Raw genomic sequence first — 22165 nt, 5'->3', positions numbered from 1 at the left:
TTTTAGCGCAGCGTTTCGAGCAGGCGGCGCAGGAGTTGCTTGCGGGGCTGGATTGAGGAAATCTGTATATGTTCATGCAACGTATGCGCCCCTGCCCCAACCGGCCCCAATCCATCCAGCGTTGGCACGCCGAGGGCTGCGGTAAAATTGCCGTCGCTGCCGCCACCGGATGAAACATCACGCAGGTCGATGCCCAGCTCCGCGGCAAGATGCGCTGCATGGTTGAACAGGGCCGAAATGCCCGCATCCTTGCTGTAGCCGGGCCGGTTGATGCCCCCGGTTACCGTAACCGTAACATCGGGATCATGGGCCTGACACGCCAGTATGCGCTCGACAACGGGCATGCCCGTGGCATTGTCGGGCATGCGCATGTCAATCTCCGCCGTGGCTTCTCCCGGCACCACGTTGGCGCCCGTTCCGCCATGAATGATGCCGACATTAACCGTAATGCCACGTGCCGGATCGGTCAGGGCTTCCAGATCGAGAATCTGCCGCGCCAGTTCCTTGACCGCACTGCGGCCCTGGGCATGATGCGTGCCCGAATGCGCCGGCCTGCCAGCCACATGCAGGCTGAAACGGGCCGTGCCCTTGCGCCCTGTCACCACCTCGCCACCAGGGCGGGCGGGTTCCGTAACCAGAACATAGCGTGCCTTGCGGCCAAGGGTTTCGATAAGGCCGCGTGAGGACGTGCTGCCGATTTCCTCATCCGACACAAAAAGCTGCCGGATTGGCAAGGGGGTCGCGCTTCCTTCGGCAATCAGTTCGCGCCATGCCGCAAGCGCCATGAGCGCACCGCTTTTCATGTCATAAATACCCGGACCAAAAGCCTGGTCGCCTTCAATACGGTAGGGCAGCTTATGGCTGAGGGTGCCAAGGGGATGCACCGTATCCAGATGGCTCAGCAACAGGATGCCGGGCCGGGTGCGATCATCATCGGGGGCAAAGACAAGAACGTGGTCCCCATAGCCCTGCGTGCCGGCAAATCGCTCATGGCCCAATCCCGCCCGTCGCGCGGTCTCCTGCGCAAGGTCCATCATGCGGTTGACGGCGGCGGAATTACTGGTCGGGCTTTCAGTTTCAACCCATGATTTTATTTCGTCGAGCAAGGATGTCATGATTGTACCCCGTCCGGTTTACTGGCGCAGAACGTCAAACTGTTACGTAAAATCATGATGAGACCAATACAGGCCACGCCATCGGGTCATGACACTCCCTGCCCGACACGTTCATGTTCACCTTCCTGTGTGGCGGGCATGCGCCACAGGAACACGAGAGACAGCGAGGAAACGAGCAGCATGCCCACGACAAAGTATATCCATGACAGGTTATTGCCGGTTCTGGAGATCAGCAGCGTGAATATGGGCTGCGCCGTACCGCCAAAAATGGTGACGCCGAGCGAATAAGACAGGCCGGTGCCAAGCGTGCGCACGCTCATGGGAAACAGATCGGGCAACACGCGCAGGCTGGCCCCGCTTGCCAGGGCATGCAGCGCCATGAGCACCATCAGCACAACGGTAAACACAAAAGGCGACGGATAGGCCAGCAGGAACATGAAGGCCGGAAAGAACAGAACACACAGGACCAGTCGTGCCGAGAGCGTGATGACATAGGGATTGTAATGATCACTCAGATACCCCCCCAGCAGCGCGGCCGGAAAACCGACCAGGCCAAGGGCGATATTGATCGATATTGAAAAAGTTTCTGGAAAGTGAAAATCATGTATGGCGAAAATGGTGCCGTAAAGGAAAAAATACTGTGAAATGGTCCCCCCCGCCGTAAGCAGGACGCAAAGGCAGATCCGCCCGGGCATGTGTGTAAAGATATGCCGGATGGTGGCCCCCATGCTGCGCAGGGTCTGGCTTGGCTGAAGCGTTTCATCCACATTGCGACGTATCCAGAACCCGACGGGCGCGATGATGGCCCCGAAGATGAAAGGCAGGCGCCACCCCCAGCCCGCAATCTGCGCCGATGACATGGTCAACCCCAGCGCAATGCCACAGATGCCGGAAATGATCGTGCCGACCTGCTGGGTGGCAATCTGCCAGCTTGCCGCAAGGCCAATGCGGTCCTGCGCCGAGGATTCGACAAGGAATGCCGTGGTGCTGCCCATTTCGCCGCCAGTGGAAAAACCCTGTATGAGGCGCGCCACCGTCAGCAGGATTGGCGCGGTCAGGCCAATGGTGGCATAGCCCGGCAGCACGCCAATCATGAGGCTGCCCAGCGCCATGAGCCAGATGGTCAGCGTCATGGCCCGCTTGCGCCCGTACTGGTCGGCAAACGCGCCCATCACGACCGCCCCGATCGGGCGGGAGAGAAAGCCGATGCCAAAAATGATGGTGGACAGAAGCAGCGCCAGCCCGGGATTGCCTACGGGGAAGTAAACCTGCGATATGATGGTAGAAAAGGCAGCGTAAACCGTGAAATCATAAAATTCCAGCGTATTTCCGATTGTTGCTGCAACGAGATTATGAATTTTCCTCGACTGACCCTGCAAAACGGCGGCTCCCCTGGATCTTGCGCACGCAATATGATGGCACGCGATGTCTGTTCTGGAAAAATAATGATGTATCCTGTTGATGGATTATTTATCTCATTCTTTCATCATTATGAATATCGTCTGGGCGGACACATAATGTTTTTTTGGCCCTCTGGCCATGTCTGTTGCCTGAAAACAACAAGCAGCGTGCACTGAATGCCTAAAAAAATCACGCATTTACATTTTTTAATAGCTGCCTTCACAGGCATGCAGGGCAATCTCATTGCTTGCCTATAACATATGTGAAAGACTTTACTTCTTCGTGTGCTATCATGTTGAACGATTCATGCTGTCTTTCAGTATAAATAAAACAGGCCAGGAACGAATGACCGCTCTCGAAAAAATCGGTACCTACCGAAAAGACCTGACGGATATCCGTCATGATTTCCATGCCCACCCTGAAATTGGCATGGAAGAATTCCGCACGTCCGATATTGTTGCCGGCCTGCTGCAGAAATGGGGCATTGCCGTGCATCGGGGCATTGGCGGCACCGGCGTTGTGGGCGTGCTGAAAAATGGCACCTCGCCTGCCGCCATTGGCCTGCGGGCAGACATGGATGCGCTGGCGATGGATGAACTGGGCGCTGTTCCCTACAAAAGCCGGAACGCAGGCCGAATGCATGCCTGCGGGCATGACGGGCACACGACCATGCTGCTCGGCGCTGCGCGTTACCTGGCGGAAACCCGGCAGTTTGATGGCACTGTCAACTTCATTTTCCAACCGGCGGAAGAAGGGCGCGGGGGCGCGAGCGCCATGATACGGGATGGCCTGTTCGAGGATTTTCCCTGCGATCATATTTTTGGCATGCATAACTGGCCCGGCCTGGACGTGGGAAAATGCGCCATCAATACCGGGCCTGTCATGGCGGGAGGCGGTTTTTTTGAAATTCTGGTCAAAGGCAAGGGCTCGCATGCCGCCCGCCCCGAAAGCGCGATTGATCCGATGCTGACGGCCTGCCACATCATTACCGCGCTGCAATCCATTGTTTCACGCAATATTCCCGCATCAAAGGAAGCCATTATCAGCGCAACCCGTATTGAAGGGGGGCATGCCTCGAACGTCATACCGGATTCCGTTACCATCAGCGGCACGTTGCGCTGCCTCGATACAGAGGTGCTGCATCAGATCCGCGAGCGCATGAAGGAGATCGCAACAGGCATTGCCAATGCTTTTGGCGCCACGGTCGAGATTTCACATCCGGTCGAGTTCCTGCCTACCGTCAATGATCCTGCCAGCACTAATATGATGATCCGGGCCGCAAGCCGTATTTGCGGCGCCAGCAACGTGAAATGCGATATGGAACCGGTCATGGCATCAGAAGATTTCAGCTATATGCTGCACAAGGTGCCGGGGGCCTATATGTGCCTTGGCAATGGTGCAAGCCAGATGCTGCATCACCCGGAATACAACTTCAATGATGAAGCCCTGGTTTACGGCGCTTCCATTCTGGCTGAAATCACCGAGCAGGGGCTGCCTGCCAGATAATTCAATCCTGCAATCCCTGCCTTGCCCGTTCGGCGTGCAAGGCAGGGCCATTGTTATTTTTTACTTCAGGGTGCAGGTATTGTTTCATAAATATCGTGCAGCCTGCCTTGGTGGTGGTTAACCCCGTTTTTTCAGTACTGGAAGCCAAAGCGGCCACCAACGAAACGCGGCGTGCCTGGAATCCAGAAATAGGTGGTCGTCGCCATGCCACCCGTGGTGTAGTAATCGCGATTGAGCAGATTGGTCGCATAGACAGACACCGTCCATGGCCCCTTGGTGGGCTTGAAGGTCGCATGCGCTCCCAGCAGGAAGTAGGCTGGCAGATGATAACCATAAGTATTCAGGCCACCAGGAATCATGGCCTGCTGCCCACGATACATCCAGGCAACACCCGGGAATCCGCATTTTCATCAATGGGTTGGTTTGAAATTTCCTTTATGATTTCAGGGTGTTTCTGGACCTGCCCTTTCAAACAGTCTTTAAAGCATTAAATGCATATTACAGTTATAATTTGTCGTTCATTAAAAAAATACTTTCCCGGCTTTATGTCAGCGTCTGATTTAATAAATATAGGAGAAAGACCATGCTCAAATACTTTGATGATAAATTCAAAAAAGATTCTTATTACTGCAGCAAAGAAAATAATACTGACCTATATCCTGCCAACATGGCGGGAAGTCTATGCCATCTGTTTAAAAATTATGGTGGGGACTCGTTTAACGGTGGCTTGTATAGAATTGTAAAGCCGAAAGACGTCAAGACATGGTCAGAACGCATTTGCAAGGCATTCCCTGCCTACGAAAAAACAATGGTATGCTTTGGATATGATTGGCTCGGCAGGGCATTTGCGACCCAAAACCCGCGAAAAGGCGATCATATATTGCTGTTTGAACCGGAAACAGGCGATGTGTTCAAGATTGAAGGCGATATTATTTCATTCCACAATGATGAACTGGTCAGATATGGCGATGCTACCCTGGCGGAAGGTTTCTTCGCGGAATGGCAGAAAGAAACCGGTTTATCATTGAAATACAATGAATGTGTTTCCTATAAAATACCTCCATTCCTGAGCGGAAAGGATGAACTCGATAATCTATACGTAGAAGATATTGATATTTCATGGTATATTATTGCACAAATACTAAACAAGATAAGGGGATAAAAAACAGGGGCCATTCAGGGTCGGTGCATGGATTTCATGTCCATGCCCCACGCATCGTGTACGACATGCCGCTTTTTTGAAAAAAGACGGTGCGTGAAACCTTTTTTGTCAATAAGTTGGTTTCAAACAGCTTTTTATCGGGAGCACAGACTGATTGAACGCTGAGACCCACCCGTCGCGCCCCTCTTCCCCCCGGCCCCGAATGCACCAGTCCCGAACGCATCAACCCTGGGCTGCGCGGCTGAAGCGGCGCTTTGGCGTATATGCCCATGTGCCGCGCATGTTCCGCCAGATCTGGCGATGCAGCCCGGCGCTGACAGTGGCCAGCATCGGCCTGCGGCTGGCGCAGGCCATCCAGCCGCCGCTGGCGCTGTATCTGGGCAAGCTGATTGTTGATGAGGTCATCCGCCTTAGCGGCCATGCCATGCCCGCCGGCTCACTCGCGCACTGGGCGCTGCATGGCCCGGCGATGCGGCTGGAACTGTGGATCGCGCTGGAATTCGCGCTCATCATTTTGTCGGACCTGACATCACGCGCCATCTCGCTGGTCGATGGGCTGCTCAATGAGCGCTACATCAATTCTGTCAGCCTGGCATTGATGGAACATGCCGCAACGCTCGACCTGCAGCAGTTCGAATCAAGCGAATTGCAGGACCTGCTCGAGCGCGCGCGCCGCCAGGCTTCGGGGCGCAACAACCTGCTGGTGCAACTGTTCAATATTGCCCAGACCGCGGTTACGGCACTGGTGCTGGCGGCGGGGGTCATGGCGTTTGCGCCGTGGCTGGTGGTGGTGCTGCTCATCGCCCTGCTGCCTGCGGCTGCGGGGGAGGCCCATTTCAACGCCGAGGGCTACCGCCTGATCCGCGCCAAGACCGCCGAGCGCCGCGAGATGGACTACCTGCGCCATGTCGGCTCCAGCGCGGAACATGCCAAGGAACTCAAGCTGTTTGGCCTTGGCGGCTTTCTGGTCGGGCGATTCAGCGCGGCTGCGGCCACCGTGCTGGAACAGAACCGCAGGCTGGCGCTGCGCCGGTTTGCGTGGAGCGGGGCGTTCGCCGCCATCGGCTCGGTGGCATATTATGGCGTCTATGTCGTGATTGTATGGGATACGGTGCGCGGACGCTTCTCGGTAGGTGACCTGACCTTCCTGTCAGGCTCGTTTTTGCGGCTGCACGGGCTGCTGTCGAGCCTGCTGCTGGGGGTGACGCAAACCGCCAGCCAGGCGCAGTACCTCGATGATTTCTTCGCTTTTCTCGACCTGCGCCCGGCCATTCTCTCGCCACCCGTGGCAAAACCCTTCCCCTCCCCCATCCGCCACGGCATTCATTTCGAGAATGTGGGCTTCCGCTATCCCGGCACGGACAGGTGGGCCCTGCGCGGCCTGAACCTGCACATTGGCGCGGGCGAGACGGTGGCGCTGGTGGGTGAGAATGGTGCGGGCAAGACCACCATCGTCAAGCTGCTCACCCGGCTTTACGAACCTGATGAGGGGCGGATCACGGTTGATGGCGTTGACCTGCGCGACATGGACCTTGCCGAGCTGCGCGCGCATATCGGCGTGATCTTTCAGGATTTCATCCGCTACAGCCTGACCGCATCGGAAAACATTGCCGTGGGCCGGATCGAGGCGCTTGATGATACCGCGCGCATCACCGCCGCCGCCCATGAGGGGCTGGCCGATGGCGTGCTGGCCAGGCTGCCCATGGGCCTTGACCAGCCATTGGGCAAGCGGGTGGCGCAGGGGCGCGACCTGTCAGGCGGCGAATGGCAGAAAATCGCCATATCGCGCGCCTATATGCGTGATGCCGACCTGCTGATCCTTGATGAACCGACCTCCGCCCTTGATGCCCGGGCCGAGACGGATGTGTTCGAGCGCCTGCGCGCGCTGCGCCGGGGCAAGGCGGCGCTGGTCATCTCGCACCGTTTCTCCACCGTGCGCACGGCAGACCGCATCGTGGTGCTTGAACACGGGCGCGTGCGGGAGGCAGGCACGCATGAACAGCTCCTGGCCCTGGGCGGGCGCTATGCGGAACTGTTTGAATTACAGGCGGCGGGGTACCAGTAGCGCCTGCCCCGCCGCCCGCGGCCTACTTGGTGGTGTACCCGCCATTGACCAGAATGGTCTGGCCGGTCATCCACCACCCTTCCGATACGATGAAACGGATATAGGGGGCTATATCCTCGATCTCGGTCAGGCCGGTCCGGCTGAAGGGCGAAAGCGCTGCGGCCGATTTGTGATAGGCCACGGCCTCGGGCGCTTCCTGCCCGTAAAAGAAGGGGGTATCCATCGGGCCCGGCCCGATCGCGTTGACCGAAATGCCGCGCGCGCCATATTCCTTCGAGGCCGCGCGGGTAAAGTGCTCGACCGCCGCCTTTGAGCCCGCATAGGTGGAATAGAACGGCGTATAGGCCCCAAGCAGCGAGGTGACGAGGGTGAGCAGCTTGCCGTTATCCTTCAAATGGATGCCCGCTTCCTTGATGAAGAAATACGCAACCCTTGTATTGACCGCAAACATGGCATCGAACTCGGCCTCGGTCGTCTCGGCAATCGGCTTCTTGAGCACCTGGCCCACGGTATTGATGGCAATGTCGGGGCGACCGATGGCGGCGACCGTATCGGCAAACAGCTTGGCGACCGCGCCATTTGCGGTCAGGTCGGCCTGAAAGGCCACGGCATGCACGCCAGCCGCCTTCAGCGCCGCGAGCGTTTTCTCGGCCTCGGGTTTCGCGGCTGCGCTGTGGTAGTGAATGGCAATGGCCTTTGCGCCATGGGCCGCAAGGTCATGCGCCACGAGCGCACCAAGGTTCTTGGCCCCACCTGTTATGAGAACCGTCTTACCCTTGATCCTGTGATCGACCATATCAAGCCTCCGTTCATGCGTGGCAAGCGCGGGTAGCGCTTTTGCTATCCGCACAGTATCAGTTAGGATCAGGCTATAAAGTTCCTGTTTCTGACAATACCTGTCAGGAATAACGAACAAACACCCAATGCGTGCCGGGGTTGCCATGGATCGTATCGACCTGTTCCGTATCTTCGCCCGCGTGGTGGAAACCGCAAGCTTCACCCGGGCGGCCAATACGCTCAACATGCCGCGCTCCTCGGTCTCGGCCGCCATACAGGAACTCGAGAACCGGCTGGGCACAAGGCTGCTCGCCCGCACCACCCGCTCCGTCACTCCCACGCCTGATGGCACCGCGTTCTATGAGCACTGCATCAGGCTGGTGGCGGATGTGGAGGAAGCCGAAACCCTGTTCCGCAAGGACCGCACCGCGCCGCGTGGCCAGTTGCGTGTCAACCTGCCTGGCCGCATCGGACGACTGATCGTAGCCCCGGCCCTGCCCGCCTTTTTGCGCGACTACCCCGATATCGACATCGAGCTTGGCGTCAGCGACCGCACCGTGAACCTGATCGAGGACGGGATCGACTGCGCGCTGCGTGTCGGCCCGCTGGCGGATTCAGCGTTGATAGCGCGGCAGTTGGGCGAACTGCCGCTCGTCAACGTGGCCAGCCCCGCCTATCTGGCCCACAGGGGCACGCCGCGCACACCTGCCGACCTGCCCCGGCACGAGGCCGTGCGCTATGCCTCGCCCGCCACTGGCCGGGTGGAAGCATGGGAATGGATGGCGGGCGGCACGGTGCACAGTTTGCAGATGCCGGGCCGGGTTACGGTCAACAGCGCCGAAGCCCTCGTGGCCTGTGCCCTGGCTGGGCTGGGGCTGATACAGGTGCCCGCCTATGACGTGCGCCACCATATTGCAGCAGGCGAACTCATTGACGTCATGCCCGACTGGCGGCCTGAACCCATGCCCATGGCGCTGCTCTATCCGCACCGCCGCCATCTGTCGCGCCGGGTGCAGGTGTTTGCCGACTGGCTTGCAACATTGCTGGCGAGCGTAATGGAAGACCGCCCCGGCAAGGCGAATTGATAAAGCAAACGTTTTTGGGTGCCCCCTTTTTTTTCAAAAAGGCGACGTGCTTTCCAAAGCTTTTTGAAAAAAGCTTCACCCAAAACTTCTATGGTCTGCCCCTGAAACGCAGCCACACCCAACCCGACAGCGCAGCGATAAGGGAGCCTGCGAATATGCCCAGCTTCGCCGCCCCCACCAGGGCCGGGTCCGTAAAGGCAAGGCTGGCAATGAACAGGCTGATGGTAAAGCCAATGCCGCATAAAAGCGAAAGCCCGAACAGCATGTGCCGCGAGGTGGCCTCCGGCAGGCTTGCCACCCCCAGCCTCGCCGCCAGTATGCTCGCGCCAAAAACGCCCACGGGCTTGCCCACCACCAGCCCCAGCATGACCCCAAGCGGCACGGGCGCCAGCAGCATGCCCATATGCGCCCCCGCAAGCGACACGCCTACATTGAGGAAACCAAACAGCGGCAGCACCCCCCATGTCACAACCGCGTTCAGCCCCGGTCGCGCCAGCGCGGCGGGCAGGCACGCGCCAATCGCCACACCCGCCAGCGTTGGCTGCACGCCCGCGCGCACGCACAGGCCCCATAACAGCACGCCACCCAGCCCGTACACACCCGCATTGACCACCCCGCAACGACGGGCCGCAACCAGCCCGGCCAGCACCATGCAGGCACCCCCCAGCGCGGGCCAGCAGGGCGCGGAGCCGTAAAAGACCGCAATCACCCCGATGCCCAGCAGGTCATCAAACACGGCCAGCGCCATGAGCCACACCCGTGCCGCAGGGGCCACGCGCGCGCCGAGCAGCACGATGATGGGCAGGGTAAAGGCGGCATCGGTCGCAATCGGTATGGCCCACCCGCGCGCCGCCTCCGCCGCGCCACGGGTCACGACAGCGTAGATGAGCGCCGGAACCACCATGCCGCCCACCGCCCCGATCAGCGGCAGGGCGACCTTGCAGCGTGAGGAAAGATGGCCATCGCTGATTTCGTGCCTGATTTCGAGGATGATGGTCAGGAAAAACAGCGCCATCAGCCCGTCAGATACCCAGGCACCCAAGGTGTCTGGCCCCTGCGCACCCAGAATGGAAACGCTGAGCGGCCAGTGCACCACCGCCCCGTAAGCCCCGGCCCATGGCGAATTGGCCAGCCCGAAGCCCAGAACGGATGCCAGCAGCAACGCGCAGGCCCCGCCTGCGGGGGAACATAAGAAAGCCCGCAGGCGCAGGGGCAGGAAAGCGGTCGGAACAGTCATCGCGTGGTCATTGCACCCGAACATAGCCGCATTGCAATAACCCGCCGCTGCACACAAACACGGTGGCAAGACACGTCACCACCAGACAGACAATCCAAAAACACGCTCAGATCAAAGCCCCTTCCGCCGTCATCTGCTGCAAATCGAGTTCATGTTCAAGCTGGTGCAGCACGGCGTCATGAATCTCCCCACTGCGGTGCAGGCGCAGCAGTTCGGCGCGGCCCGCCTTTATGGTGGCCAGCAGGGCGCGGTAATGGGCATCCTGCCGCCCCTGCAGGGCCTCCTGCTCGTGGCTGAAGCGCTCGGCCAGTTCCGCGCGGTAGGCATATTGCTCCAGCAGGCGGTCATGCACCAGTTGCCCATCTGCGTCATAGGCCAGATGCTGCATGACGCGCTCCTGCACGCGGGCGATCTGGGCGCGCGCCTGCGATACCGACAGGTAATGCCGCTGCCCCGCCACCTGCCCGCGCGCGCCCTCCGTCATGCGGATCAGCCAGCCAATGGTGGTGCCCTGCCCCAGCACGGTTGCCAGAATGACCACGAAGGTCGCGATCTGCATGATGTCGCGCTCTGGCATGTCCTCGGGCAGTGCCAGCACGATGGCAAGGCTGACCACGCCGCGCATGCCGCACCACCCCATGACCGCAACATAGGTCATGAACCCCCGCACGCCCGGCCGCCGGGAGGGTGGCACGCAGGCGATGCGCAGCCCCTCGGTCAGGGCCATCCACACAAAGCGCGAGAGCAGCACCGCCAGCACGATGCCCAGGACGGGGCCAAACACATCCTGCGCCACCCAACCCGTGCCCCTGTGGCGCAGCACGATGGCATGCAGCGCCATGCCGATCAGCACGAAGACGAGGGATTCAAGCAAGAACACCAGCACCTCCCACACCGCCGCCCAGCGCAGGCGCTCATCGGCACTGAACACGTCATGCTGCCGCCACCCCAGCACCAGCCCCGCCACGACCGTGGTAATGACCCCTGATGCCCCAAGCCACTCGCCGCCAATATAAGCCACCCAGGGCAGCAGCAGCGTCATGGTAATGCTCAGGATCCGGTCGCGCACCCGGCGCAGCAGCCTGATCCACAGCCACCCCAGCCCGCCGCCCAGCACCAGCCCGCCCATGGCCAGCCATGCAAAGGCGATGGTGGCATGCACAAGGCTGAACGATCCGGTCAGCACCGCGACGGTGGCAAAACGGTAGATGACGAGGCTCGCCGCATCATCCAGCAGGCTTTCGCCTTCAAGCAGCGTGGTGATCCGTTCGGGCAGGACCACATGCTTGAGCACGGCCTTCGCCGCCACCGCATCGGGGGGCGCGACAATGGCGCCCAGCACGAAGCACCCCGCCCACGGCATGGAGGGAATAAGCCAGTGCGCGGCCAGCCCCACCGCAAACGTGGTGAACGCCACCCCACCTACGGCAAGCTGCAAAATGCCGAACAGGTGCAGGCGAAACGCATGCCAGACGGAAAAATACGCCCCCGCCAGCAAAAGCGGCGGCAGGAACACGATCAGCACCAGGTCAGGGTCGATTTCAAGCACCGGCAGGCCGGGGGCGAGCGCTATGGCAATGCCGCCCAGCACAAGGGCCGCGGCAGGCGGCAGGCGCATCTTGCGCGCGGCAAGTTCCAGCCCGACGATGAGCACGATCAGCATGAGGATATACTCAAAGCGTGCTACATTCGACATGAACGTCATACCTGTCTCAGCCGGGCCTGCCCCCCCTTAACGCACAGGCCGCGCCATCGGTATCTGACAAAATATTCATGGCCATGATCGAAAATAATTCATGTCTTTTTGGTGTCCCGTTACACCATTAAGCCAATCATGAAGGCATGGATGAAATAAAATACCGCCGCCGCCATGAAACGGCGCCGCATGCCAGCCGTTCATGTCATGCAGGCAGCCCCCGTGCCCACGGCCCCTGCCCCGGATACACCTTCACCTTTACACCCGGATACACCTTCACCTTTACATCTGCCCACCCGCTCCAGACAAAGGAGGACAGCCGATGGATGCACCCCGCACCCGCCCGGCAAACGGCCCGGACAAGCCCGGGGCCGCAGCAGGCCCCCCATCCCGCACGCAGGCGCCCGCGCGCCCCGATACGCCGCCGGCACAAGCCAGGCCTTGCCTGTCGCATCTTCTCGCCCCCCAGGCGCAACAGACAAGGAAAAGCCTTTTCCGCAAATGAAAACACGCGGGCGCGTGGCGGTTCACAGCCCCCACGCCCCCGGCTGGAGCATGACATGAACGCCACCACACGCCCCTCTCGACCCGGTGGTGCGTTGCGCTCCTGGCTGGCGCGCCTGCCCCGGTGGGCCGTCCGACCGGCATGGCAGGACGATGCCACGCCGATCAGGGGCGAGATTTTTGGCCCCGAACGGCTCGAAGCCCATGCCAGAAGCCTGGCCGCAGCCCAGGCCATAACCCCTGACCCACGCGGATACGGGCAGCCCCTGTCACGCAGGCTGGCGCAGAACAGCGCCTTTCTGCGCGCGGCGGACGTGCGCATAGCCGAGGCCATGCAGGCAGGCAGGCAACTGACCCCCGCCGCCCAGTGGCTGGCCGACAACTATGCCCTGATCGACATGCAGATCCGCGAGACGGACCTCGACCTGCCGCCGGGCTATTACGCGCGCCTGCCCAAGCTGGCGGGTGGACCGTTTGCGGGCCTGCCGCGCGTATTTGGCGTAGCGTGGGCGTTCGTGGCGCATACCGACAGCAACATCCAGCCCGCCATGCTCTACGCCTACCTGCTGGCCTACCAGAGTGTCACGCCACTGAACATTGGCGAATTGTGGGCCGTATCCATCACGCTGCGCATCGTGCTGATCGAGAACCTGCGGCGGGTTACGGGCGCCATCATGGCCAACAATGCCAGCAGGCGCGAAGCCGATGCCCTGGCCGACCGGCTTGCGGCCTGCCGCCAGGACACGCCCGCCGCCCTGTCCGCCCTGCTTGCCTCGGTGGCGCCCCACACGCTCACCCATGCCTTTACCGCCCAGCTTGCCCACCGCTCGCGCGGGCTGGACCCGGACAGGGACCCCGCCCTGATCTGGCTGGCCCAGCGCCTGGCCGACCGGGGCACCAGCATGGACAACGCCGTGCGCGATGACCTGCTTGAACAGGGCGCGTTCAACGCCACCATCCGCAACATCATCACCAGCCTGCGCCTGATCGCGGGGTTTGACTGGACCGAGGCGTTCGAGCGGGTCTGCCTCGTCAACCGGGTGTTTGCGGCCTATGACAGCTTCACCAGGGCCGATTTTGCCAGCCGTGACCTGTATCGCAAGGCCATAGAGGAACTGGCACGCGGCAGCGAACTGGGTGAAATCGCCATAGCCGAACGCGCGCTCGCCCTGGCGCGGCAGGCGCAGGCCGCCACACCGGATGACTCCCGCCGCGCCGATCCCGGCTATTACCTGCTCATGGCGGGACGGGCGCAACTGGAGGAGGCCATCGGTTTCCGCCCGCCCCTGAAACTCACGCTGGTCAGGGCATTCTGCGCACGCGGCATTACGGCCTACAGCATTGTCGTCACCGCGCTGACGCTGCTGTTCCTCGCCGTGCCGCTCTGGCTGTGCGATGCCGCCATGGGGGGCAATTCATGGCTGCTGGCGGCCCTTGCCTTCGTGCCCGCATCCGAGGCGGCGGTGGCGTGCGTGAACCGCCTGGCGCTTGAGGTCATACAGGCCACCGCCCTGCCGGGGCTTGAGTTCCGGGAGGGGATTGGACATGCCCGGCGCAGCATGGTGGTGGTGCCCGCGCTGCTCACCGCGCCCGCCACCGTGGCCGCCCTGCTGGCCCGCCTTGAGGTGCATTACCTCGCCACGCGTGATGATGAAGTTCACTTCGCCCTCCTGACCGACTGGCCCGACAGCCCCACGCCAGACACGCCCGATGACCAGCCCCTGCTGGCCGCCGTGCTGGCGGGGGTGGAAAAACTCAACCACAGATATGGCCCCGCCCCCGGCGGCACGCGCTTTTTCGTGCTGCACCGCAGGCGGGTGTGGGTGGAAAGCGAGCAGGCATGGATGGGCTGGGAGCGCAAGCGCGGCAAGCTGCATGAACTCAACCGCCTGCTGCGCGGCGCGACCGACACCACCTTCATGCCAGCCCCTGCCGCCCTGCCGCAGGCCATAAAATACATCATCACGCTCGATGCCGACACGCGCCTGCCGCTTGAAACCGTGCGCCGCCTGATCGGCAAGATCGCCCACCCGCTCAATGCCCCGCGCTTCGACCCCGTATCGGGCCGGGTGCATGAAGGCTATGCCATCCTCCAGCCACGGGTCACACCGGCGCTGCCGGTGGGCCACCACAGCACGCTGTTCCAGCGCATCTATGCCAGCGCCAGCGGCATAGACGCCTATTCCGCCGCCGTGTCCGACCTGTACCAGGACATGTTTGGCGAAGGCTCATATGCCGGCAAGGGCATATACGACATCGATGCCTTCGAGGCGGCGCTGGACCAGCGCGTGCCGGACTCCACGCTGCTCAGCCACGACCTGTTCGAGGGCATTTTCGCCCGCGCGGGGCTGGTGTCGGACATCGAGGTGGTGGAAGATTTTCCTACCGACTACCTTGTCGCCGCCCAGCGCCTTCATCGCTGGACACGCGGCGACTGGCAGCTTCTGCCCTGGATCGTGTCGGGCGCGGGCCACACGCCACGCAGCCATGTTTCGGGCATCGCGCGGTGGAAGATGCTCGACAACCTGCGCCGCACGCTCAGCATGCCGCTGGCGCTTGCCGCACTGGCAGGGGCGTGGTTCCTGCCTTTCCACATGGCCCTTGTCTGGACCACCTTCATGCTGCTGGCCCTTGCCCTGCCCGCCTACCTGCCCGTGCTGGCCGACCTCGTGCCCCGGCGGGAATGGATCACGCTGCGCAGCTATTTCAGCGTGCTGGGCGCCGCCAGCGCCGAGGCAGGGGTGATGACCTTCCTCAACATCACTTTCCTCGCCCATCAGGCCAGCCTCATGATGGATGCGATCGGGCGCACGCTGGTGCGCGTGTTCATGACAGGGCGGAACATGCTGCAATGGGTGCCCGCCGACCAGTTGGGCGGGCGCATGCGCCCCGGCCTTGCGGGGTATTACGGGCACATGCTGTCCGGCCCGGTGCTGGCGGGTGGCATGACGTGTGCCACCAGCCTGTGGGCGCCGTGGAGCCTGTTTTTATGCGTGCCGGTGGCGGTGCTGTGGGGGCTTTCGCCCGCCATCGCCATGTGGGCCAGCCGCACGCCGGTCATTGCCGCGCGCTCGCGCCCCTCGCGCACCGATATCCGCGCCCTGCGCATGACGGCGCGGCGCACGTGGCGCTTTTTCGAGACCTATGTCACCCCTGCCGACAACATGCTGCCGCCCGACAATTTTCAGGAAGACCCCACCCCCCTGCTGGCACGCCGCACCTCGCCCACCAATATCGGCCTTTACCTCCTGTGCACCATCAGCGCGCATGATTTTGGCTGGGCGGGACTGGCTGATACCGTGGCCCGGCTGGAGGCAACCTTCGCCACCCTCGCCCGCATGCCACGCTACCGGGGGCATTTTTACAACTGGTACGCCACCGATGACCTGCGCCCGCTTGATCCCGCCTATGTCTCGAGCGTGGATAGCGGCAACATGGCCGGTCACCTCATTGCGCTGGCCAGCGCGTGCCAGCGCTGGGCCGAACGCGGGCCGGAAACCGATCCCTGGCGGGCAGGCATGGCCGATGCGCTGAACATCGCCATGGCCGACCTTACCTTCAGCAACGGCGCACGCCGCAATCACAGCGCCCCCGAGCGGCAGTTGCTGCGCCTGCTCATGGGGCTCAAAAACGCGGTCCTGGCCGATACCGCCCCCCGGTCAGACGCGGAACTGGCCCGCCTGCGCCGCCAGGCGGCAGCCGGGGTGGACCATGCCGACGTGCTGTACAGCAACCTGCCCGACACGGCGCCTGACACCGCAACCGACCTGCTGTTCTGGATCGCGGCCCCGCTGCGCACGCTGGAGAGCCACCAGCGTGACCTCGACCCTGACCTGCACGCAACCCTTGGTCCGCGCCTTGCCGCAATCGCGCAGGCAGCGCGGCGCATGGCGCAGGAGATGGATTTCAGGTTCCTGTGCGACCCGGCGCGCAAGCTGCTCTCGATCGGCTACCTCGTGGCGGAGGACACGCAGGATACGAACTGCTACGACCTGCTGGCCTCGGAGGCGCGGCTGGCGGTGTTTTTCGCCATCGCCAAGGGCGACATGCCCGCACAGGACTGGTTCCGCCTTGGCCGCTCCATCACGCCGGTGGGCAACGGGGCGGCGCTGGTGTCGTGGTCGGGGTCGATGTTTGAATATCTCATGCCCTCGCTGGTCATGCGCGCGCCCATGGGCAGCCTGCTCGAGCAGACCAATACGCTGATCGTGCAGCGCCAGATCGCCTACGGGCAGGCCCGCGGCCTGCCGTGGGGCATATCGGAATCCGCCTATAACGTGCGCGACCTGGAATATACCTATCAGTATTCCAACTTCGGCGTGCCGGGGCTGGGACTCAAGCGCGGGCTGGGGCTTGACCGGGTCGTGGCCCCCTACGCCACGGCACTCGCCGCCATGGTCGACCCGCAGAAGGCGGTGGCCAATCTGTACGTGCTGGAAAAAACCGGCGCGCTGGGCCGGTACGGCTTTTATGAATCCCTCGACTACACGCCCGGCCGCGTGCCGGACCGTAGTCCTGTCGCCATCATACGGGCCTATATGGCGCACCATCAGGGCATGTCGATCCTGGCCGTGGCCGATACGCTGATGGGGGGCATCATGCGCACGCGCTTTCATGATGATCCGCTCATGGCCTCGGCCGAACTGCTGCTGCAGGAGCGCGCGCCGCGCCGGGGCGCCGTGGCCCGCCCCCTGCCGCTCGAGGATGACAGCAAGGCCCCGGTGCAGACGATCACCATGCCCGCAGGCCGTTACCTTGACCGGGCCGACACGGCGCAGCCGGTCACGCACCTGCTGTCCAACGGGCGGTACACGGTCATGCTCACGGCGGCGGGGTCAGGCTACAGCCGCTGGCTCGGCCACGCCATCACGCGCTGGCGCGAGGACATGACATGTGATGAATACGGCCAGTACATCTACCTGCGCGACCGGGGCACGGGCCGGGTGTGGTCCGCCACGGCACAGCCAGTCGCCGCACGGCCGGATGAATATGGCGTGGCCTTTCATGAAGACCGCGCCGAGTTCGCCCGCCGCGACGGCAACCTGACCACGACGCTGGAGATATTCGTCTCCGCCGAGGATGACGCCGAGGCCCGCCAGCTTTCTCTCTACAACGCCGGCAGCGAGGCGATGGATCTCGAGATCACGAGCTACGGCGAGCTGGCCCTGCTGGGGCAGGATGCCGACCTGGCGCACCCCGCCTTCACCAAGCTGTTCGTGCAGACCGACTACCTGCCCGAAGCCCGCGCCCTGATCGCCACCCGCCGCAGGCGCGCGCCAGATGAAGACGGGATATGGGTGGCGCATATGGCGGTGTGTGACAGCGCGATCGAGGTGGAGACCGACCGCGCCCGCTTTATCGGTCGCCGCCATGATGTGCATGACCCTGCCGCCCTGAACCCGCGCGCGCGCCTGTCGGGTACGACCGGCACGGTGCTCGACCCTGCTTTCGCCCTCCGCGCCACGTTCTCCATCCGGCCCGGTGCGATGGCGCGCATCACGCTGTGGACCATGGCCGCCCCCACCCGCGCCGCCCTGCTGGACATGATCGACACCCATCAGGACGCCGCGGCCTTCGAGCGCGTACGCACGCTGGCCTGGACGCAGGCACAGGTGCAGTTGCGCCATCTCGACATCAGCCCCGCCACGGCGGATCTGTTCCAGCGCCTTGCCGCCCACATCCTTTACGCAGGCCCCGCCCTGCGTGCCGATGCCGCGACCATTGCCCGCGGGGCCGGGCCACAGCCACTGCTGTGGGCGCAGGGCATTTCAGGCGACCTGCCGCTGCTCGTGCTGCGCATCAGGGCGGCAGATGACACGGCCCTGGTGCGCCTGCTGCTGGTAGCGCAGGAATATCTGCGCCTCAAGCAGGTGGCGGTGGACCTTGTCATCCTTAACGAACACCCGTCCTCCTACATGCAGGACCTGCAGGTGGCACTCGACCAGATGGTGCATGCAACCCCGCGCTCGGCCAGTACGGCGGGTTCGGTGCGCGTGCTGCGCGCCGACCTCATCACCCCCGTGGTGCTGGACCTGATCCTTTCGGTTGCGCGCGTGGTGCTGGTGGCAGGCCAGGGGCTGGCCGAACAGCTTGACCAGGCCGCAGCCCCGCAGGCACGCTCCGGCCCCCCTGCGCCCCCCGTGCCGCGCCAGCCTGCCACCGCCTTTGCCGTGCCGCCCGTGCCTGCGCTTGAATTCTTCAACGGGCATGGCGGATTTGCGCAGGACGGGCGCGAATACGTGATCGTGCTTGGCCCCGGCCAGACCACGCCCGCACCGTGGGTCAACATCATCACCAACGAGACCTTCGGCTTTCAGGTCACGGCGGAAGGCAGCGGCCATACCTGGTCGGGCAACAGCCGCGAGCACCAGATCACGCCGTGGTCGAACGACCCGGTCAGCGACCATAGCGGCGAGATCCTCTACCTGCGCGACGAGAACAGCGGCACGCTGTGGTGCCCGAGTGCCGCGACACGGCGCGACGCGGCGGCAACCTATGTTACCCGCCACGGGCGTGGCTACACACGGCAGGACCGCGTGGCCCACGGCATTGCCAGCACGCTGGTGCAGTACGTGCCACCCGCCGATCCGGTCAAGATCACGCGCATACAGTTGCGCAACCTCTCGGCCCAGCCACGCACCCTGTCGGTCACGGCCTATGTGGAATGGGTGCTTGGCCCCGCGCGCAGCAGGGCCGCCCCTTTCATCCTGACCGAACGCGACGGCGAGACGGGGGCGCTGTTCGCACATAACCGCTGGCAGGCGGACTATGCCGGGCGGGTCGCCTTTGCCGATATGGGCGGCTACCTGAGTGCAAGCTCGGGGGACCGCACGGCCTTTATCGGGCGCAACGGCACGGTGGAAAACCCTGCCGCCTTCACCCGCCCCAATGGCGTGCAGGGCCGCACCGGCGCGGGGCTGGACCCGTGTGGCGTGGTGCAGACCATGGCCACCGTGCCACCGGGCGGCCGTGTAGAGATCGTCTTTCTGCTCGGTGAAGGCGAAAACGAGGCCGAGGCCCGCCGCCTCATCACCCACTACCGTACGGCCAACCTTGACCGCGTGCTTGAAGCCGCAACCCGCCAGTGGGAACAGGTGACCGGCTCCATACAGGTCAGCACGCCCGACCGCTCGCTCGACATCATGCTCAATGGCTGGCTGCTGTACCAGACCCTGGCCAGCCGGGTGTGGGCGCGGGCAGGCTTCTATCAGGCCAGCGGGGCCTATGGCTTTCGCGACCAGTTGCAAGATGGCATGGCACTGGCGCTATGCCGCCCCGAAGCCGTGCGCGCCCACCTTCTGCGCGCCGCCAGCCGCCAGTTCGTGGAAGGCGACGTGCAGCACTGGTGGCTGCCACAGACCGGCGCGGGCGTGCGCACCCATATCTCCGATGACCGGGCGTGGCTGGCCTATACGGTGGCGCATTATGTCAGCACGACGGGAGATACGGGCGTGCTTGACGAGATCATCCCCTTCCTCGAAGCGCCGCCCCTGCCCATTGAAGAACATGACCGCTTCATGATCCCGGATGTCTCGTCACAGGCAGGCACGCTGTTCGAGCACTGCGCCCGCGCGCTGGATCAGGCACTGGCCACGGGCGCGCACGGCCTGCCGCTGATGGGCACGGGCGACTGGAACGATGGCATGAACCGCGTGGGCGAGCATGGCCGGGGCGAGAGCGTGTGGCTGGGCTGGTTCGTGCATGCGGCGCTGGGCGCCTTCATTCCACTGGCCCGCGACCGGGGTGAAAACGCGCGCGCGCAGGCGTGGGAAGCCCACAGGCAGGCCCTTGCCGTGGCGCTTGAAGCCACATGGGATGGCGACTGGTACCTGCGCGCCTATTTTGACGACGGCACGCCACTGGGATCGCACACCAGTGCTGAATGCCAGATCGATGCCATATCCCAGTCCTGGTCGGTGCTGTCCGGCGTGGGGGCGCCCGACCGGGTGGCCCATGCCATGCGCTCGGTGCGCGCACGCCTGGTCCGCGCCGATGAAGGGCTGGTGCTGGTGCTTGCCCCGCCCTTTGATAGCATTGGCCCTGATCCGGGCTATATTCGTGGCTACCCGCCCGGCATACGCGAAAATGGCGGCCAGTACACCCATGCCGCCCTGTGGACCGTCATGGCCATCGCCGCCCTGGGCGACGGCGCGCAGGCGCATGCCCTGCTGCACATCATCAACCCCATCAACCACAGCCTGAGCGCCGCCGCCGCCGCGCGTTACCGGCTGGAGCCCTATGTCGTCGCAGCCGACATCTATTCCCGCCCGCCGCATGTGGGCCGCGGCGGCTGGTCATGGTACACCGGGTCAGCGGGGTGGATGCAGCGCGTGGGCGTGGAGACCCTGCTCGGCCTGCGCGTGCTGGGCACGAAGCTGGTCGTTGACCCGTGCATTCCGCCCGGGTGGCCCGGATTTACGGCCCGGCTGCGCTGGCGCACCGCCACCTACGCCATAACGGTCAGCAACCCCGCGCATGTCAGCACGGGCGTGCGCGATATTGTGCTCGATGGCGCGGCCCTGCCCCCCACCGAGGCGATCGGGATGGTGGATGATGGCGCGACCCATGGCGTGACCGTGACACTCGGCCCGCCACCGCAGCCAGATCCATGATGGACGGGGTGGATTTGAGGCGCGGTTGCATCACTTATTAATTTACCACCACCCCTGCAAAAGCCCCGAACCATGCCACGCGTATGCCGTTGACTGACTGACAGCAGGAAAAGACGCGTTTTTTACTGCTGCCTTCCTATAAAGGACAGGAATCATGTCTTACCTTACGCACCAGCGCGCGCGTGGCGGCCCTACCCCTTCGACCCCCGTGGACGAAGGCCATGCCGCCCCGAAGGCTGAAGGGCACGGCAAGCCCCGCAAGGGCGAGGACGAGCCGGAATCCAGCCTCGACAATGACGAACGGGTCGAGGCCACCAGCCACAAGGGCCCGCAGCAGCACTGCGCCGAAAGCCGCGACAAACACGCCCGCCCCGCAGGCCAGCAGGGCGCGACACCCGCCCGCAAGCCCTGACGGCGCAACGGGCAGTCCGTCAGGTATTCATACCCGCATTCAGGCCGCATGGAAGTCTTCGCACGGCAGGCAGGTGCATGATGCACCCTTTGCCGGGCGCGATGCCTTCAATGCGCGGTGCATGCCCAGATGAAAGAAGACACAACCATGAAAAAGATCCTGCATTCCACCCTGCTTGCAGCCGTCGTGGCAAGTGTACCCGCCCTTGCCGCAGCCCAGTCATCGGCCATGCCCAACAACGGGCCTGCGCCCACGGCGGATTCAGCGGCCTCGCAGGTAGGGCGCAACCCGCCCTCGGCCACCTCCACGAACGGCCAGCGCGTCGAACCGTCGGACAAGCTGTGGAACAACCCGCGCACCGTGGGCGAACAGCCCGGCACGCAGCCGCCGGACAATAATGATCCTTCCGGCAGCGCCACCCCGCATGGCCACAGCCATACCCACCCCGGCTCAGAGGGGCGCAGCAGCCGTGGCGGGAACAAGACCCCCTCCCCCGCCGATAGTGGCGAACAGTAAGCCAAGCAGCCGCATGGAGCCCGCGCCCGATACCGCGCGGCTCCGTGCCTTATGTGAGAACAGGCATGTACTTCCCC

Annotated in this window: 12 protein-coding genes and 1 pseudogene; 7 read left to right on the top strand and 6 right to left on the bottom strand. The window is 63.2% G+C overall.

Annotated features, from left to right (window positions below; translation table 11 throughout):
• Window positions 1-2 precede the first annotated feature (2 nt).
• Together HNW77_RS08375 and HNW77_RS08370 are read right to left on the bottom strand one after the other, a co-directional pair.
• Window positions 3-1115 (bottom strand): M20/M25/M40 family metallo-hydrolase, encoded by a 1113-nt coding sequence (locus tag HNW77_RS08375; protein ID WP_172156849.1) that lies wholly within the window; start codon window positions 1113-1115, stop codon window positions 3-5.
• 86 nt (window positions 1116-1201) lie between these two features.
• Window positions 1202-2494 (bottom strand): MFS transporter, encoded by a 1293-nt coding sequence (locus HNW77_RS08370; RefSeq protein ID WP_172156847.1) that lies wholly within the window; start codon window positions 2492-2494, stop codon window positions 1202-1204.
• 367 nt (window positions 2495-2861) lie between these two features.
• Between HNW77_RS08370 and HNW77_RS08365 the strand changes: the two genes are divergently transcribed.
• On the top strand, window positions 2862-4022 hold the full coding sequence (locus HNW77_RS08365; protein ID WP_172156846.1) for a M20 aminoacylase family protein: 1161 nt from the start codon (window positions 2862-2864) through the stop codon (window positions 4020-4022).
• Window positions 4023-4153: 131 nt separating this feature from the next.
• Here the strand turns inward: HNW77_RS08365 and HNW77_RS08360 are convergent.
• Window positions 4154-4414, bottom strand: a pseudogene (locus HNW77_RS08360) (TonB-dependent receptor); the annotation flags it as partial.
• A gap of 191 nt (window positions 4415-4605) precedes the next feature.
• On the opposite strand from HNW77_RS08360, the gene HNW77_RS08355 reads away from it, so the two are divergent.
• Both HNW77_RS08355 and HNW77_RS08350 read left to right on the top strand, forming a co-directional pair.
• Window positions 4606-5184, top strand: a complete 579-nt coding sequence (locus HNW77_RS08355; protein ID WP_172156844.1) for a DUF1851 domain-containing protein — start codon at window positions 4606-4608, stop codon at window positions 5182-5184.
• Window positions 5185-5338: 154 nt separating this feature from the next.
• The gene (locus tag HNW77_RS08350) at window positions 5339-7249 is read left to right on the top strand and encodes an ABC transporter ATP-binding protein (protein WP_254455536.1); all 1911 of its coding nucleotides are present in this window, start codon (window positions 5339-5341) and stop codon (window positions 7247-7249) included.
• A 22-nt stretch (window positions 7250-7271) separates the two neighbouring features.
• On the opposite strand, the gene HNW77_RS08345 is transcribed toward HNW77_RS08350, so the two are convergent.
• Entirely contained in the window at window positions 7272-8045 is a 774-nt protein-coding gene (locus HNW77_RS08345; RefSeq protein ID WP_172156843.1) for an SDR family oxidoreductase, read from the bottom strand.
• A gap of 145 nt (window positions 8046-8190) precedes the next feature.
• Here HNW77_RS08345 and HNW77_RS08340 point away from each other — a divergent pair, with 145 nt between their 5' ends.
• Complete coding sequence (locus HNW77_RS08340; RefSeq protein WP_172156841.1) at window positions 8191-9111, top strand: LysR family transcriptional regulator; 921 nt, start codon at window positions 8191-8193, stop codon at window positions 9109-9111.
• A gap of 88 nt (window positions 9112-9199) precedes the next feature.
• On the opposite strand, the gene nhaA is transcribed toward HNW77_RS08340, so the two are convergent.
• Complete coding sequence (nhaA, locus tag HNW77_RS08335) at window positions 9200-10348, bottom strand: Na+/H+ antiporter NhaA (RefSeq protein ID WP_172156839.1); 1149 nt, start codon at window positions 10346-10348, stop codon at window positions 9200-9202.
• A 106-nt stretch (window positions 10349-10454) separates the two neighbouring features.
• On the bottom strand, window positions 10455-12044 hold the full coding sequence (locus tag HNW77_RS08330) for a cation:proton antiporter (RefSeq protein WP_172156837.1): 1590 nt from the start codon (window positions 12042-12044) through the stop codon (window positions 10455-10457).
• Window positions 12045-12604: 560 nt separating this feature from the next.
• On the opposite strand from HNW77_RS08330, the gene HNW77_RS08325 reads away from it, so the two are divergent.
• The 3 genes from HNW77_RS08325 (at window position 12605) to HNW77_RS08315 (ending at window position 22088) form a co-directional block, all read left to right on the top strand.
• Window positions 12605-21160 (top strand): GH36-type glycosyl hydrolase domain-containing protein, encoded by an 8556-nt coding sequence (locus HNW77_RS08325; protein ID WP_172156835.1) that lies wholly within the window; start codon window positions 12605-12607, stop codon window positions 21158-21160.
• A gap of 154 nt (window positions 21161-21314) precedes the next feature.
• Entirely contained in the window at window positions 21315-21572 is a 258-nt protein-coding gene (locus tag HNW77_RS08320) for a hypothetical protein (protein ID WP_172156831.1), read from the top strand.
• 147 nt (window positions 21573-21719) lie between these two features.
• Window positions 21720-22088, top strand: coding sequence for a hypothetical protein (locus tag HNW77_RS08315; RefSeq protein ID WP_172156833.1), 369 nt, complete (start codon window positions 21720-21722; stop codon window positions 22086-22088).
• The last annotated feature ends 77 nt before the right edge of the window (window positions 22089-22165 follow it).

This window comes from Komagataeibacter melomenusus, assembly GCF_013155395.1.
Classification (GTDB): Bacteria; Pseudomonadota; Alphaproteobacteria; order Acetobacterales; family Acetobacteraceae; genus Komagataeibacter; species Komagataeibacter melomenusus.
Note: the sequence above shows the minus strand (reverse complement) of the source record. Positions and strands in the feature narration are given on the sequence as shown.

Coding starts and splice junctions, on each gene's coding strand:
- HNW77_RS08315 (WP_172156833.1), top strand. CDS start 21,720: ATGAAAAAGATCCTGCATTCCACCCTGCTTGCAGCCGTCGTGGCAAGT.
- HNW77_RS08340 (WP_172156841.1), top strand. CDS start 8,191: ATGGATCGTATCGACCTGTTCCGTATCTTCGCCCGCGTGGTGGAAACC.
- nhaA (WP_172156839.1), bottom strand. CDS start 10,348: ATGACTGTTCCGACCGCTTTCCTGCCCCTGCGCCTGCGGGCTTTCTTA.
- HNW77_RS08325 (WP_172156835.1), top strand. CDS start 12,605: ATGAACGCCACCACACGCCCCTCTCGACCCGGTGGTGCGTTGCGCTCC.
- HNW77_RS08375 (WP_172156849.1), bottom strand. CDS start 1,115: ATGACATCCTTGCTCGACGAAATAAAATCATGGGTTGAAACTGAAAGC.
- HNW77_RS08365 (WP_172156846.1), top strand. CDS start 2,862: ATGACCGCTCTCGAAAAAATCGGTACCTACCGAAAAGACCTGACGGAT.
- HNW77_RS08330 (WP_172156837.1), bottom strand. CDS start 12,044: ATGTCGAATGTAGCACGCTTTGAGTATATCCTCATGCTGATCGTGCTC.
- HNW77_RS08345 (WP_172156843.1), bottom strand. CDS start 8,045: ATGGTCGATCACAGGATCAAGGGTAAGACGGTTCTCATAACAGGTGGG.
- HNW77_RS08355 (WP_172156844.1), top strand. CDS start 4,606: ATGCTCAAATACTTTGATGATAAATTCAAAAAAGATTCTTATTACTGC.
- HNW77_RS08320 (WP_172156831.1), top strand. CDS start 21,315: ATGTCTTACCTTACGCACCAGCGCGCGCGTGGCGGCCCTACCCCTTCG.